This window comes from Leptonema illini DSM 21528 (assembly GCF_000243335.1).
Lineage (GTDB): Bacteria > Spirochaetota > Leptospiria > Leptospirales > Leptonemataceae > Leptonema > Leptonema illini.
Window position 1 is genome coordinate 3,750,714 of the sequence record NZ_JH597773.1, and the last position, 13,181, is coordinate 3,763,894.

At 54.8% G+C, this 13,181-nt stretch carries 13 protein-coding genes; 6 read left to right on the forward strand and 7 right to left on the reverse strand.

Annotated features, from left to right (window positions below):
• The first annotated feature begins 34 nt into the window (after window positions 1-34).
• On the forward strand, window positions 35-2,230 hold the full coding sequence (locus LEPIL_RS17415; RefSeq protein ID WP_002774495.1) for a cyanophycin synthetase: 2,196 nt from the start codon (window positions 35-37) through the stop codon (window positions 2,228-2,230).
• Window positions 2,231-2,233: 3 nt separating this feature from the next.
• The gene (gene cphA / locus LEPIL_RS17420; protein ID WP_002774497.1) at window positions 2,234-4,822 is read left to right on the forward strand and encodes a cyanophycin synthetase; all 2,589 of its coding nucleotides are present in this window, start codon (window positions 2,234-2,236) and stop codon (window positions 4,820-4,822) included.
• 2 nt (window positions 4,823-4,824) lie between these two features.
• Here the strand turns inward: cphA and LEPIL_RS17425 are convergent, their stop codons facing one another.
• The 5 genes from LEPIL_RS17425 to LEPIL_RS17445 are packed head-to-tail and all read right to left on the reverse strand — an operon-like array spanning window position 4,825 to window position 8,884.
• Window positions 4,825-5,901 (reverse strand): glycerophosphodiester phosphodiesterase family protein, encoded by a 1,077-nt coding sequence (locus LEPIL_RS17425; protein ID WP_002774499.1) that lies wholly within the window; start codon window positions 5,899-5,901, stop codon window positions 4,825-4,827.
• Window positions 5,898-6,752: a pantoate--beta-alanine ligase gene (gene panC, locus LEPIL_RS17430; protein ID WP_002774501.1), complete on the reverse strand. Its 855-nt coding sequence runs from the start codon at window positions 6,750-6,752 to the stop codon at window positions 5,898-5,900. Before panC ends, LEPIL_RS17425 begins: the two co-directional genes overlap by 4 nt.
• 37 nt (window positions 6,753-6,789) lie before the next feature.
• On the reverse strand, window positions 6,790-7,707 hold the full coding sequence (locus LEPIL_RS17435; protein WP_002774503.1) for a hydroxymethylglutaryl-CoA lyase: 918 nt from the start codon (window positions 7,705-7,707) through the stop codon (window positions 6,790-6,792).
• 59 nt (window positions 7,708-7,766) lie between these two features.
• Window positions 7,767-8,342, reverse strand: coding sequence for a methylated-DNA--[protein]-cysteine S-methyltransferase (locus LEPIL_RS17440; protein WP_002774505.1), 576 nt, complete (start codon window positions 8,340-8,342; stop codon window positions 7,767-7,769).
• A 44-nt stretch (window positions 8,343-8,386) separates the two neighbouring features.
• Complete coding sequence (locus LEPIL_RS17445) at window positions 8,387-8,884, reverse strand: MarR family winged helix-turn-helix transcriptional regulator (protein ID WP_002774507.1); 498 nt, start codon at window positions 8,882-8,884, stop codon at window positions 8,387-8,389.
• Between the two features lie 200 nt (window positions 8,885-9,084).
• Here LEPIL_RS17445 and LEPIL_RS17450 point away from each other — a divergent pair, with 200 nt between their 5' ends.
• A complete protein-coding gene (locus tag LEPIL_RS17450; protein ID WP_002774509.1) occupies window positions 9,085-9,675 on the forward strand; it encodes an NAD(P)H-dependent oxidoreductase in 591 nt (196 codons plus the stop codon).
• 45 nt (window positions 9,676-9,720) lie between these two features.
• The gene (locus LEPIL_RS17455) at window positions 9,721-10,212 is read left to right on the forward strand and encodes a DUF4405 domain-containing protein (RefSeq protein ID WP_002774511.1); all 492 of its coding nucleotides are present in this window, start codon (window positions 9,721-9,723) and stop codon (window positions 10,210-10,212) included.
• 39 nt (window positions 10,213-10,251) lie between these two features.
• Here the strand turns inward: LEPIL_RS17455 and LEPIL_RS17460 are convergent, their stop codons facing one another.
• Both LEPIL_RS17460 and LEPIL_RS23575 read right to left on the reverse strand, forming a co-directional pair.
• Complete coding sequence (locus LEPIL_RS17460; RefSeq protein WP_002774513.1) at window positions 10,252-10,584, reverse strand: BrnA antitoxin family protein; 333 nt, start codon at window positions 10,582-10,584, stop codon at window positions 10,252-10,254.
• A 15-nt stretch (window positions 10,585-10,599) separates the two neighbouring features.
• Entirely contained in the window at window positions 10,600-10,848 is a 249-nt protein-coding gene (locus LEPIL_RS23575) for a type II toxin-antitoxin system HicB family antitoxin (RefSeq protein ID WP_002774515.1), read from the reverse strand.
• Window positions 10,849-11,200: 352 nt separating this feature from the next.
• On the opposite strand from LEPIL_RS23575, the gene LEPIL_RS17470 reads away from it, so the two are divergent.
• Both LEPIL_RS17470 and LEPIL_RS17475 read left to right on the forward strand, forming a co-directional pair.
• Complete coding sequence (locus LEPIL_RS17470) at window positions 11,201-12,145, forward strand: DNA-methyltransferase (protein WP_002774517.1); 945 nt, start codon at window positions 11,201-11,203, stop codon at window positions 12,143-12,145.
• A 12-nt stretch (window positions 12,146-12,157) separates the two neighbouring features.
• Window positions 12,158-13,171: a hypothetical protein gene (locus LEPIL_RS17475; RefSeq protein WP_002774519.1), complete on the forward strand. Its 1,014-nt coding sequence runs from the start codon at window positions 12,158-12,160 to the stop codon at window positions 13,169-13,171.
• The last annotated feature ends 10 nt before the right edge of the window (window positions 13,172-13,181 follow it).

Here is a 13,181-nt window from a genome sequence, read left to right on the forward strand (position 1 = left end):
TTGAGGGAGCCGGTCCGTTTGAGGAAGAGATGCAATGAAATGGGATATTGAATTCCTGGAGATCCGACATCTGAACGGGCCCAATATGTGGACCTACAGGCCGGTACTCGAAGCCATCGTAGACATTCATGATCTCGAGGATTATCCGTCGAATACGATTCCGGGTTTCGTCGATCGTCTTGTCGCCTGGGTTCCGACGCTGATCGAGCACCGCTGCAGTTATGATGAGCATGGCGGATTTGTGCGTCGTCTGCGAGAGGGCACCTGGCCCGCTCATATCCTTGAACATGTGACTCTGGAATTGCAGAATCTTGCCGGCATGCCTGGTGGATTCGGCCGAGCACGCGACGGAGTGCGGCGTGGCGTCTATCGCGTCGTTGTGCGTGCCTGGCAGGAAGATGTTACGAGAGAGGCGCTTCATTCCGCTCGTGATCTGATTCTTTCGGCCATGCAGAATCCCGATGAACCCGATTACACCCCGTATGATGTCGCCGCGGCGGTCGGACGTCTGCGCGATCTGGCCAATCGTGAATTTCTCGGCCCCAGTACGGCAAGCATCGTCGAGGCAGCCGAGGACCGTCAGATACCGGCCATTCGTTTATCCGAAGGCAATCTCGTGCAGCTCGGTTACGGAAAGGCCTCACGTCGCATCTGGACGGCCGAGACCGATCTGACAGGCGCCATCGCCGAGACGATCAGCCGCGACAAAGAGCTGACGAAAAGCCTGCTCGGCTCCTGCGGGTTACCCGTTCCGGAGGGTTATCCGGTGGACGGCGCGGCGCAGGCGTGGTTTCAGGCGCAGTCGCTGGGGCTGCCCGTCGTTATCAAACCAAACGACTCGAATCGCGGCAGAGGCGTGTTTATCGGTCTCAGCACCGAAGAGGAAGTGAAGCGCGCCTACGGGATCGCCGTCTCAAAAGGCAGAGGCAGCGGAGTTCTTGTGGAGCGGTTGATTCCTGGCCTTGAACATCGACTGCTTGTGGTCGGGAATCGTATGGTTGCGGCCACCCGCGGCGAAACGATCAGCGTCATCGCGGACGGAGCCTCGACCGTCGTCGAACTCATCGAGGCGCAGCTGAACAGCGATCCGCGAAGAGGCGACACCGAAGACTATCCGCTCTCTCGCATCGAGGTTAACTCGGCCCTGCGTATGGAGCTTTCGCGTCAGGGCTTGCACGAAGATTCCATTCCAGCAGAAGGCCGTTCCGTCTTGATCCAGCGCAACGGCAACCATGCCATCGACGTCACCGACCAGGTTCATCCTCAAACGGCGCAGATGGCGACGCTTGCCGCACGTATCATCGGCCTTGATATCGCCGGCATCGACGTAGTCGCAGAGGATATTGCAAGGCCTCTTGCTGAGCAGCGCGGCGCCATCGTAGAGGTGAATGCCGGTCCGGGCTTGCTCATGCATCTGAAACCGGCGCAGGGACAGCCGAGGCCGGTCGGCCGTGCTATTGTCGATCATCTATTTCCTGCCGATACGACGGGCAGGATCCCCATCATCGGCATAACGGGCACATCGGCGACGACGGAAACGGCCATGCTTGTGGCGCACCTGCTTTCTCTGAGCGGACGCATGGTCGGTATGTCATGTGCGAACGGGGTTAGCTATGATCGCCGTTTCTTGAAGAAGACAAACCCCTCGCACTGGAAGTCGGCGCGTCAGATATTGCTGCATCGCGCCGTCGAGGCTGCCGTCATCGAAAGCGACATGAGAACGATCGCCGCAGAGGGGCTTGCCTATGATCGATGTCATATCGGAGTAATGACGTCCTTCTCGGGTTCAAAGCCGCTTACCGATCTGGGCATACCCGACGAAGAGGAGCAGATCTTTCGCGTCTTGCGAACACAGATCGACGTCGTCCTCTCAGGAGGCTATTCGATCCTCAACGCAGACGACGAAAAGGCAGTGGAGATGTCATCACTCTCGGACGGCGAAGTCATCTTTTTTTCGGCGCAGCCGGATAACCCGACTGTTAATGATCACCTTTTTCAGGGTGGTACGGCGGTGCTCTTGCGCGATAATGAGATCGTTATTCATGCAAAAGGAGAGAACCGATCCGTTTCTGGCTATGACATGGCGCTCTTTGAAGGGGCAGGGGCCGCTGTTCCGGTGGCAAGCGTACTTGCCGCAATCGCCGTAGCGCACGCCATGCAGTTATCGGATGAATTGATCGTCGCCGGTTTGCAGACTTTTACACAGCGACCGGCACCGGTGGAGATCTGAACTATGGAAATTTCCCGAATCCGAGCCCTGCGCGGACCGAACCTCTGGACCCGCAACACCGCCATTGAAGCGGTCATCACCTGTAGCGAGGCGGAGTTATCCATCGAGCGTCTTCCGGAGTTTGAGCGGGCGCTTCGCGAGCGATTTCCCGATCTGCCGGCATTTCGTCCTGATTCTGATGGGCTCGTGTCTCTTGCTCATGTCGTCGAAATCGTGACGCTTTCTATACAGACGATGATTGGATGTCCGGTTACGTTCAGCCGCACATCGAGAACCGTCGAGCCGGGCGTCTTTCAGGTCGTGGTCGAATACGACGAAGAATCGATCGGCAGACAGGCTATCGAACTTGCAGAGCAGCTCTGCCGCTCTGCCGGCACTGGAGATAGCTTCCCTCTTTCGGCTGCGCTTGAGCAATTGAAAGAGCGCTATGAGGATCTTCGCCTGGGACCGAGCACCGGATCAATCGTCAATGCCGCTCTGGCCCGCGATATTCCTATCCGTCGCCTGACCGAGGGCAGTCTCGTTCAGTTCGGATGGGGTAGCCGTCAGCGTCGCATCCAGGCGGCCGAAAGCGATCGCACAAGCGCCATCGCCGAGGCCATAGCTCAGGATAAAGAGTTAACCAAAAAGCTTCTTCGCGCCGCCGGTATTTCCGTTCCGCGCGGACGCCCCGTCGATAACGAAGCGGACGCCTGGCAGGCCGCACTCAGCCTGGGCGGTCCCGTCGTCGTCAAACCGCAGGACAGCAATCAGGGGCGAGGGATTTCGGTGAACGTCATCGGCGAGCAGGCCGTCATAGCCGCCTATCGACGGGCCGCAGAAGTCAGCACGGATGTTCTCGTCGAAGAATATCTTCCAGGGCTCGATCACCGCTTCCTTATCGTCGACGGCCGATTGATCGCCGCCGCACGTCGCGAGCCGCCTCAGGTTACGGGCGACGGGTCGTTAACCATAGCGCAGCTTGTGGAACAGGTGAACGCCGATCCGCGGCGCGGAAGCGGGCATGCCACTTCGCTTACTAAGATTCCTCTCGACGCCATCGCCGTCAGCTGCCTCGCCGAACAGGGGTACGGCGTCGATTCGGTTTTGCCGCTCGGCGTGCGTGTGTATCTGCGTAATAATGCTAACCTTTCAACGGGTGGTACGGCCACGGACGTCACCGACGACGTGCATCCGGAGCTGGCCGCCTCAGCCGTCGCCGCCGCCCATGCCGTCGGTCTTGATATCTGCGGTATCGACGTCGTCTGTGAGACGGTTTTGCGGCCGCTTGAAGATCAGGGAGGCGGAATCGTCGAGGTGAATGCAGCGCCGGGACTGCGCATGCATCTTACTCCATCGTTTGGTAAAGGGCGCCCGGTCGGAGAGGCGGTGATTGCTATGATGTTTCCCGATCCGGGTGATAACGGGCGTATTCCCGTCGTCGCCGTCGCCGGCACAAACGGGAAGACGACGACCGTCCGGCTCATTGAGAACATCCTTTCGCGAAACGGATACCGGACGGGCATGACGACGACGGACGGCATCTACGTCGAAGGACAGCGCATCGATACGGGAGATTGCAGCGGACCGCGCAGCGCGCGAAACGTGCTCCTGCATCCCGACGTCGATGCCGCCGTATTTGAAACGGCGCGCGGAGGCGTTTTGCGCGAAGGCCTCGGCTTTGATCGATGCAACGTCGCCGTCGTCACGAATATCGGACAGGGCGACCACCTGGGATTGAACTATATCACGACGGTGGAAGATCTTGCCGTCGTTAAGCGCGTCATCGTCGAGAACGTCGCGCCGACAGGTTATGCCGTCTTGAACGCCGCCGATCCGATTGTTGCGGCTATGGCCGAGAGCTGTCCGGGCTCCGTTATCTTTTTTGCTCGTGACCGCATGCATCCGACGCTTGTGGCGCATCGAGCGAACGGGCGCAGGGTCGTCTATGTCGATCAGAGCGACATCGTCGCCTCTGAAGAAGGGTTCGAACACCGGTTACCGTTATCGGCCATTCCCATCACGCGAAGCGGAAGCATCGCTTTTCAGGTTGAAAATGCAATGGCGGCGACCGCAGCAGCATGGGCCCTCGGTCTGAGCTGGGATGTGATTGCCGGCGGACTTGGCGCTTTCGTGAATGATGCGGTGAGCGCTCCGGGACGCTTCAACGTCTTTCATTACGGAGGGGCGACGCTCATCGCCGATTACGGTCATAACGCCGACGCCATCGCCGCACTGGTTCAGGCTGTAAACGCCATGCCTTCGCGCAGACGATCGGTCGTGATCAGCGCGGCGGGCGATCGTCGCGATGAAGACATCCGCCGACAGACCGAGATTCTCGGACACAGTTTTGACGACGTCATATTGTATGAAGATGCCTGTCAGCGCGGACGTCATGACGGCGAGGTGATGGCCCTGCTTCGCGAAGGCCTGAAAGGATGCAGTCGCACGGAGCGTGTCGAAGAGATACAGGGAGAATTCGTCGCCATCGACCTTGCGCTCAGCCGGTTGCAGCCGGGCGACCTCTGCCTGATCCTTATCGATCAGGTCGAAGAGGCCCTTGAGCACATCGATAGAAGGTTAGCCGAGGTGGCGGGGTCTGGCGCCGCCTGACCTCAGTACCCGATCCTCTTGAAATATTCTTCAAGAGGCTGCATCTTCTGGCGTCTGTATAACTTAAGAGCGAGATCGGTGCGGTTCGTGAAGATGCCGTCGGTACCGAAAAAACGAAGAAGACGCATCTGCCAGGGCTTGTTCAGCGTATAATGATGCACGAGCACGCCGTTCCGGTGCGCCTCTCCCGTGCGCCACGGCCAGGCCTGATATCCCGACGGACCGAGATCGGCGTCATACTTCTTTGCGATGGCGATGAGTTCGTTCCATCCGCCTTTTTTCTCTTCGAGCTCTTCGTCAACGAGGTAGATACGCGGCACGTTCGGAGCGAGATCTTTCATGATGCGGATGCTTTCATCTTCGAACGATTGCAGAATGACGCGTGCCGGACCGTCGGCGATACGCACGGGAGCGGGCTCGACCTCGCCATCGCCGTCTTCGAGCGGATCGACGTCGATGTCGTTGCCGACTTCAATGGATTCCATTGACGCACCGTCTTCGATCCATCCGCGCGATTTCAGAAGATCGATGATCTCTTTTTCGATGCCCGGATAACGCAGAGCGGATTTCGTTTCAAGATAAAGACCGGGGCGGTTGTCATGGCTTTCGGCGATGTCGATCAGCTCTTCAAGCGTCAGGATCTTCAGTTCGTGAAAGGTTTCGCGGGCGCGATCGGGATTCTTCTCGTTGAACCAGGTGCCGATGTCGAGCATCATCAGTTCGGCGTAGGTGAACTTATCGATCGAATCCATCTCGCGTCCCGGAAAGACCTGCGCCGCATCGGTGTTGCGATCAAGCGTGTCGTCGTGAAAGCAGACGAGAACGCCGTCGGCCGTGCGCTGAATGTCGGCTTCAAGATAGTCCGCTCCCATCTCAAGAGCGAGTCTGTAGGCCGGATCGGTTGCCTCGGGCGCAAGATCAGAGACGCCGCGATGCGCCATGATAGCGAGATAGGGGATGCCTTTTTTCTCAGCGATGCGCCGCCCTTCGCCTTTGCGATTCAATAGAAAGTAGGCGGCGGCGATGCCCGACGCCGATAGAACGATGATGGCTGCCAGTACTATTAACATACGTCTCATTCCCTGTCTCCGATTTCAAGGTTATCAATCAGTCGCACGCCTTCTGTGTAGGCGGCGACGGCGACGACCGTATCGTCGTTTACCGTGCTTACCGGCTGCAACGTCGTGCCGTTTACGAATTCAATATACTCGACGCGATTGAGCGAGCCCGTCTCAATCACATCCCATGCGATCTCTTTCAACTCGCCCGGATCTCGCTTCCCTTCTACATACGATTTTTTCACGATTTTCAGGGCGCGATAGATCATCGTTGCATGTTTGCGCCCCTTTTCGCTGAGTCGCACGTTGCGCGAACTCATCGCAAGGCCGTCGACTTCTCGTATTAAAGAACATCCGACGATTTCGGTGGGCACGGATAACTCATAGGCCATGCGTTTGATGACGGCAAGCTGCTGATAGTCCTTCTTTCCAAAGAAGGCCCTGTCGGGCGAGAAAAGCTGTAACATCTTGAGAACGACGAAAAGCACTCCGTCAAAATGGCCGGGACGGTATTTGCCGCAGAGCTGCGATGTGAGATCGGGCATCTGCATCTTCAGCAGAGGCTCGCCGAACGGGTACATGTCATCGGCCGTAGGCAGAAAGACGAGATCGACGCCGGCCTTCTCAAGCATGCTCAGATCGCGTTCCGTATCGCGCGGATACTTACGCAGATCTTCGGGATCATTGAATTGCAGCGGATTCACGAAGATGCTGACCATCGTAATATCGCAGGCGGTCTTGCTCTGATTGACGAGCGAGATATGACCGTCGTGCAAATAGCCCATCGTCGGCACAAGGCCCGTCGTTTTGCCTTCGCGCTGATAGGCCTGGATTTGCAGCCGCAGCTCTTTCTGGTTCTGGATGACTCTCATGTGCGCTATTCTTCGAAACTGAGCAAAGCCCGTCTGTTTACAACTTCTTTTCGGCGCTCAGATACACGCGCGAAGACGGCGTCTTGTGAATCGTCGCTGCCAGCTTGCGTGACGCTTCGATGACGGCATCCAGATCGACGCCCGTTTCATAGCCCGAGCGATGCAGGGCGTAGAGCAGATCTTCGGTGGCCAGATTGCCGGCCGCACCGCGCGCATACGGACATCCGCCCAGGCCGCCTGCGGACGAGTCGAAACGCCGCATACCGTATTCAAGCGAGCGAAAGATAAGCGAAAGCGCCGTGCCGCGCGTATCGTGATAATGACCTGCCAGCCTGTCCACCGGCACATGCGGAATCAGCAGATCGAGAAGACGCGAAAGATCGTCCGGAACGGCCACACCGATCGTCTCGCCGAGGGAGATCTCAAAACACCCGACATCGAGCAGACGCTTGCAGACGTCGACCACTCGCTGCGGATCGACGGGCCCGGCATACGGACATTCGATGACGGTGCTGACGTAGCCGCGCACCGGTATGGCATTCTCGCCTGCAAGGCGGATAACGTCGGCGAAGCGATCGAAGCTCTCATCGACGGAGCATCCGATATTTTTCTGTGTGAAGGCATCTGAAGCCGCCGTGAAGACGGCCACTTCCTGAACCCTGGCTTCGAGAGCCGTCTGCATGCCTTTCAGATTCGGAACAAGAGCGGAGAGCGTCGTTTGCGAAAGGGCGTCGTCGCCTTGCTGCTCGTGACGCAGAGAGCGATAGAGCTCTTCGGCATCGGCAAGTTGCGGAATGCGATCCGCTCTTACAAAGGAGGTCGCCTCGATGCGACGCAATCCGGCATGAGCGAGGTCTTTGATGAATTGCAGCTTCGCGGCCGTGGGCACGCTGGTCTTTTCGTTCTGCAGTCCGTCGCGGGGGCCGACTTCGATGATCTGGATCTTTTTTTTCATAGGGGGATGGGCGGGGGGCAATATGCTTTCAGTGACACATGGTGGGCCTGAGCAAAAGTTCAGCGAGTCGGATGCCGATTTTTTTCGACGTCGCGTCGCTGTCGTGCAAAACCGTAGCGCTCTCGTTGAAACGGCAGCTGCTTCGATTCCAGTTTCAACAGAAAGTCCTTGCGCTTGAGCCCGCCGCCGAAGCCCGTCAGTTTGCCCGTGGAACCGGCGACGCGATGACAGGGAACGATGATGGCGACCGGATTGGATCCGCATGCGCCGCCGACGGCACGGGAGGCCTTCGGCTGGCCGAGCTCGTTTGCAATGTCGCCGTACGACTTCACGACGCCGAAGGGGATGGCCTCGAGGCGCTGCCAGGTGCGACGTCGGAACTCCGTCCCGTAGAGTCGAACGGGAACGCCGAAGTCCTGACGTTCGCCCTGAAAGTATTCGGCAAGCTCCACCACCGTTTGTGCAAGCAGCCGCTCTTCGTTCGCCGATTCGGGCAGCGCAAGCAGCGAGTAGAGGGCGTTGTCGGTGAAGAAATCCGACATCTCAAGGTCGTCGAAATCCAGTCGGATGACGGCATCGTCTTCGATGTCAATATGCAGTGGCCCGACGGGCGAGCTGACCGTGGCGTGAAGCATCGCCTACAGCAAAGCAACTGCAGCAGGGGATGTCAAGCGGTCGGTTAAAGCGTCAATTCGGAAAGAAGATCGTCGAGGAAGCGCCTGACGGCCTCCCTTTCTACGGGGCCATATTTCTTCAAACGATTCAGCAATCGCTTGTCCCGAGATTCGTGGAATTGTTGGTGGGCGCCGTGGATGGCTCGGCCGGCATCGGTAAGGCCAAACAGAACTTCTTTCTTATTGTGGGGCTTTCTGTAGGTTTCGATCAGGTTCTTTTCGAGCAGGCGCGCCGAAATCTTCGAGATGGCGCTCTTCGTAAGTCCCGTCAGCTCGGCAATCGTCGTCAGGTTGGACTCCGGATGACTGCCGATACAATCGATCGCATGCAGCTCTGAAATCGAAAGATTCTGAAAATCCTCATCGTAACCTTTTTCGCGTATCAGATCGACGATAACATGTTTATGCTGCTCCTGAAAGGAGCGATACTGCTCGAAGAGCGTTCCCAGTCTCTTGATGAGATCGCGGCCTTCTTCCCGGCTTTCTTGAGACTTTCGGTTCATGGCGATCGAAGGACATCCCAGAAACAGAAATCTTTACAATTCGTAAACCTTTTCTCGAAAAAGCGGCTTTTTCTGTAAGGCGCCGTGGACCGTAGAAAAACCTCCCTGCGAACCGTAAAATTGTTGACACGGAAACAATATGCCGTTCCTGATTGCAGGAAAATAGTTTCCGAGGAAACAATATGTGTCTGGAGGGTTCCATGAGAACGGTTATCGTCTTCAATCACCCCTACGAGGGTAGCTACTGCAACGCCATCTTGAAGTCCGTCATGAACGGACTGCATAAAGCGGATCAGGACGTCGATCTGATACACCTCGATAACGACCGCTTCGACCCCGTTATGACGAAAGAAGATCTGAAGGCCTTTCTGGATCGAAAGCCCGTCGATCCGGTCGTGTTGAACTATACGGAGCGCCTGGCCAGGGCCGATCATCTTATCTTCATCTTCCCCATCTGGTGGGAGATGATGCCCGCATTGACGAAGGGCTTCATCGACAGGGTCATCTTTCCCGGCGTGGCCTTTGAATTCAAAGAAAAGGGACACGGCATGAATCCGCTTCTCAAGAACCTGAAGGGCGTCACCGTTATCACGACGATGAACACTCCGCGCCTTCTCTATCGCCTTCGCTACGGCAACGCAGTGAAAAAGGCGCTGTTGACCGGAACCTTCTTCAAGCTCGGCTACAGAAATCTGAAGTGGATTAACCTCAGCATGGTGAAGTCGGCTTCGGATAAAAAACGCAGGAAGTGGCTGAACGACATCGAAGCGAAATTCGCATCACCGAATTGAAGACATGTCTGTAAGGAAAACTCTAACTCTACAAGGAGAAGTAAGATGAAGAAGAAGCAGAACTATAGCATTCCCATGGCCATTCTGTATATCGGACTTGCCGTTACGGGGATCATCATGTTCTTTCACGTTGATACGCCGGGCATGCAGATCCTGCATGAAATCTTCGGACTGATCTTCGTCGCTTACGCGGGCATGCACATCTTCCTGAACTGGAGAGTGCTTCGCAGCTATTTTCCGCATACGACCGTACGCATCCTCGCCGCAGTCTTTCTGGTCCTCGGTATCGGTGTTTATGTATACGGAGCCATGAATGGTCGCAATCCGCTCCAGACGGCGGCCTTTGAAATTCCGAATGCGCCGATATATGTCGTAGCCGATCTGCTCAGGCTCGAACACCATCAGGCAGTGCAGGCTTTACAGAACGAGACGGGAGTACCGGTGCAGGCCGACGATACGATCCTCGCCGTTTCGGCAAAAAGCGGCAAGGATTTTCACGATCTCATCGCCGCATTGATCGAGGAGAGGGAGAAGTAGGTCACAGCAAAGCCAGGCTGGGCGTGGGATGTCAAGCGGCTACTTCAGATGTTCGGCAAGAACTTTCTTTGCATACGTCTGCCATGCCGTGTAGCCTTCCTGCCGAGCCTTCTCCTTTAACCGCTGCAAGAAGTTGGCAGAGAAGCGAATAGATACCAGCTCTTCTTTTTCTGCCTCCGGTTTTCTGGGGCGACCGACGTGTCGCTTAACGGCAATGGCAAGCTTCTTATGCTCGCTCTTGCTTACCGGGCGCAGCGATGCAATCTGCTCTTCTGTCAGTTCGGGCATCGAATCAAAGTCGTAGCCTTTCCACGGCTCTTTTTTCTTTGCTACTGAGTTTGCGCGCCGAGATGATCCGGATGACTTCTTCATTGTCTTACCGTTTCGTCAGTATTTGGTCGACCGAGAATTCGGGAAAAAGGGAACGGCCACGATATTCTTGCCGCTCACCTTTTTTCGTGGGAGTGGAAAGATGATGCTTGAATCGGCCGGTTCATCAAGATACAGAGATAGAGCCTCTATCATGTTCTTCTCGAGATCGGGTATTGAATCAGCCTGCGTCATACAGCCCGGTAGTTCCACACATTCAGCCCAGAGCCCATCTTGATCTTTATGGATGCGAAAATGGTATTGCATCGTTACCTCTCGCTTTGTCACAAACTTTTTAAAAGCTCTTGTTGGATCGTGACGTAGTATGCGTTTTTTAGAAATCAGATCTGTTAATAACCGTTGAGACGGTTTGTTCGACCGCTACTCGGCCCGAGCCGGCAATTATGGTTTTTGTGCGCCGCACAAGCAAGGTTAAGATCGTCCTTCTCTTCGACCGAACACAATTCGTTTTTCGTATTAGTGTCCCCTGATTGTGATATTCTTCTCCTTTACCCTATCTGATGAATGTCAAGATTGATTTCTTACCTTGATTTGGTAGGGAGAACAGGGAGAATGACTTTTTAAGGTGGTCAAGGTGTCGGTCCAGAGGAAAACCAAGGTGCTGCATGCGCCTGAAAGCAAGCTGAATGGATTTAAAAGGGGAAACACCAAAACATCCAGTTTTGGTGTTTCTAAACGCGAGAGTCATGATTCATCAACTTTTTATTCCCGATTTCGGGCACCGTTGCTTTCCAATGATGAAATTATCAACAGGCTTGAATCTGTTGATCAAATTATCTGCGGTGATGCAAGGAAGATGCGGGTTTTGCCGGACAACTCCATTGCCCTGGTTGTTACATCTCCCCCATACTTTGTCGGTAAGGCGTATGAAGAGATTACACGCGGCTCGAAACAACCTACTACTTATTCGTCTTACCTGAAAATGTTGCATTCAGTCTTCGCCGAATGCTATCGGGTTCTGGAGCCGGGGGGAAGAATTGCAATCAATGTCGCCAACTTGGGAAGAAAACCATACAGATCATTGTCAACGGACATTATCAGAATCTTGCAGGAGGAACTTGGTTTTTTGCTGAGGGGGGAGATAATATGGCAAAAAGCCGCGGGGGCTTCCGGTAACTGTGCTTGGGGGAGTTTCGCGAAGGCTACGAATCCAGTTTTGCGAGATCTTTCGGAGCGTATTATCGTCGCATGCAAGGGTCGTTTTGATCGAGCTATTGCACCTAAAAAGCGAGAAAAGCTTGGGTTGCCGTTTGAGAGCACCATTAGCAAAGAAGATTTCATGAGCTGGACACTGGATATATGGTCAGTGCCTCCCGAAAGCGCCAAACGAATAGGTCATCCCGCGCCATTCCCTGTGGAAATCCCTCGACGATTGATTGAGTTGTATACTTTCAAAGACGATATAGTACTGGATCCCTTTATGGGTTCTGGCTCCACAGCCATCGCTGCCATAAAGACCGGGCGACATTATTTTGGCTATGATCTTGAACCTGATTACTGTCGTTCGGCTGCGGTGCGTATTGACCGGGAAAAGAACAATTGATGCAGGATAACCGTGTCCAGCTTGAGAACAAAAATTACTGAGTTGACTACTGGCATGGGAATGCTGGGCCATGATTCAGTGGAAAAGGCCTTTGCCAGTCGCTCGCCTGTATTGGTTAATATTGCACCCGATCAATGGAATGAATTGGAGTTGGCCTATGCAAATGGTGGATTTAAGCAGGATTTCGAAAGTGCGTTTGGAAACGGGCAGGCATTTCTCCGTGCCAGTAGAGGGTTACGAAATCGCCCGCCACTAAGGATAGAGTGGAAAGGTGAGCACAAAAGTCGGGGTGATGAATCTGTTCCTGTCGACTTAAGAGTCGATTATGTTTACTTGATAAGCTGTAAGTATTTATCAAAAGTCCTGCATAACTCTTCGCCCACCAGGTTATTCCGTCATATGCTGCGTTCAAATGTCCAGATCCAATCGGAGGATTGGTACGATACTGTTGCGCCCGGCGAATTGCAGGCATTGTATGAACAAACCCAAAAAGCTTGTAAAAATAAGAACCTTGATCTGCCCAGTGCAGTGAGCGAGCTAAAAACGCAGCAAAGAAAGAACTTGCAAGAAGCCTTTCCTAAACCGTGGCCTGAAGCTGTTCAATCGGCGTATAAGGATCTTTGCGTCAAAGTATCAGATGTAACGGCCAAGCTATGGAAAGAAAATCTTGGCGATCGAAATGAACGGTTGAATCTTTTTTGGCGCCTTTTGCGCTTTGGGTCGGCACCTTACTTCGTGTTAGGAGCCAGTGATAAAGAATCAATTAACTTGCTAATCGCTACCGCTTGGGATTGGAGTCGACGATATCAGTTGCTCGATATTGAAATAAGCTCAAAGCATGCTGGCCAGCCAGTGGTTTCGTGGAAGTGTGCTGTGCATGATCGACTTGTGTCTGGGGATTTTGAAATCGACGGTCATGTCGAGATACGCTGGAGTCACGGTCGTTTTTGCGGCCCTCCGGAGGCAAAAATTTATCTAGACACGGACCATAAACTGGTCCCCGGTTATTGGCCAATAACCGATTAAGCACCGCCCC

What these genes read in the sequence shown, in the direction of transcription:
- LEPIL_RS17415 (WP_002774495.1), top strand. Translation starts at nt 35, where the DNA reads ATGAAATGGGATATTGAATTCCTGGAGATCCGACATCTGAACGGGCCC.
- cphA (WP_002774497.1), top strand. Translation starts at nt 2,234, where the DNA reads ATGGAAATTTCCCGAATCCGAGCCCTGCGCGGACCGAACCTCTGGACC.
- LEPIL_RS17425 (WP_002774499.1), bottom strand. Translation starts at nt 5,901, where the DNA reads ATGAGACGTATGTTAATAGTACTGGCAGCCATCATCGTTCTATCGGCG.
- panC (WP_002774501.1), bottom strand. Translation starts at nt 6,752, where the DNA reads ATGAGAGTCATCCAGAACCAGAAAGAGCTGCGGCTGCAAATCCAGGCC.
- LEPIL_RS17435 (WP_002774503.1), bottom strand. Translation starts at nt 7,707, where the DNA reads ATGAAAAAAAAGATCCAGATCATCGAAGTCGGCCCCCGCGACGGACTG.
- LEPIL_RS17440 (WP_002774505.1), bottom strand. Translation starts at nt 8,342, where the DNA reads ATGCTTCACGCCACGGTCAGCTCGCCCGTCGGGCCACTGCATATTGAC.
- LEPIL_RS17445 (WP_002774507.1), bottom strand. Translation starts at nt 8,884, where the DNA reads ATGAACCGAAAGTCTCAAGAAAGCCGGGAAGAAGGCCGCGATCTCATC.
- LEPIL_RS17450 (WP_002774509.1), top strand. Translation starts at nt 9,085, where the DNA reads ATGAGAACGGTTATCGTCTTCAATCACCCCTACGAGGGTAGCTACTGC.
- LEPIL_RS17455 (WP_002774511.1), top strand. Translation starts at nt 9,721, where the DNA reads ATGAAGAAGAAGCAGAACTATAGCATTCCCATGGCCATTCTGTATATC.
- LEPIL_RS17460 (WP_002774513.1), bottom strand. Translation starts at nt 10,584, where the DNA reads ATGAAGAAGTCATCCGGATCATCTCGGCGCGCAAACTCAGTAGCAAAG.
- LEPIL_RS23575 (WP_002774515.1), bottom strand. Translation starts at nt 10,848, where the DNA reads ATGCAATACCATTTTCGCATCCATAAAGATCAAGATGGGCTCTGGGCT.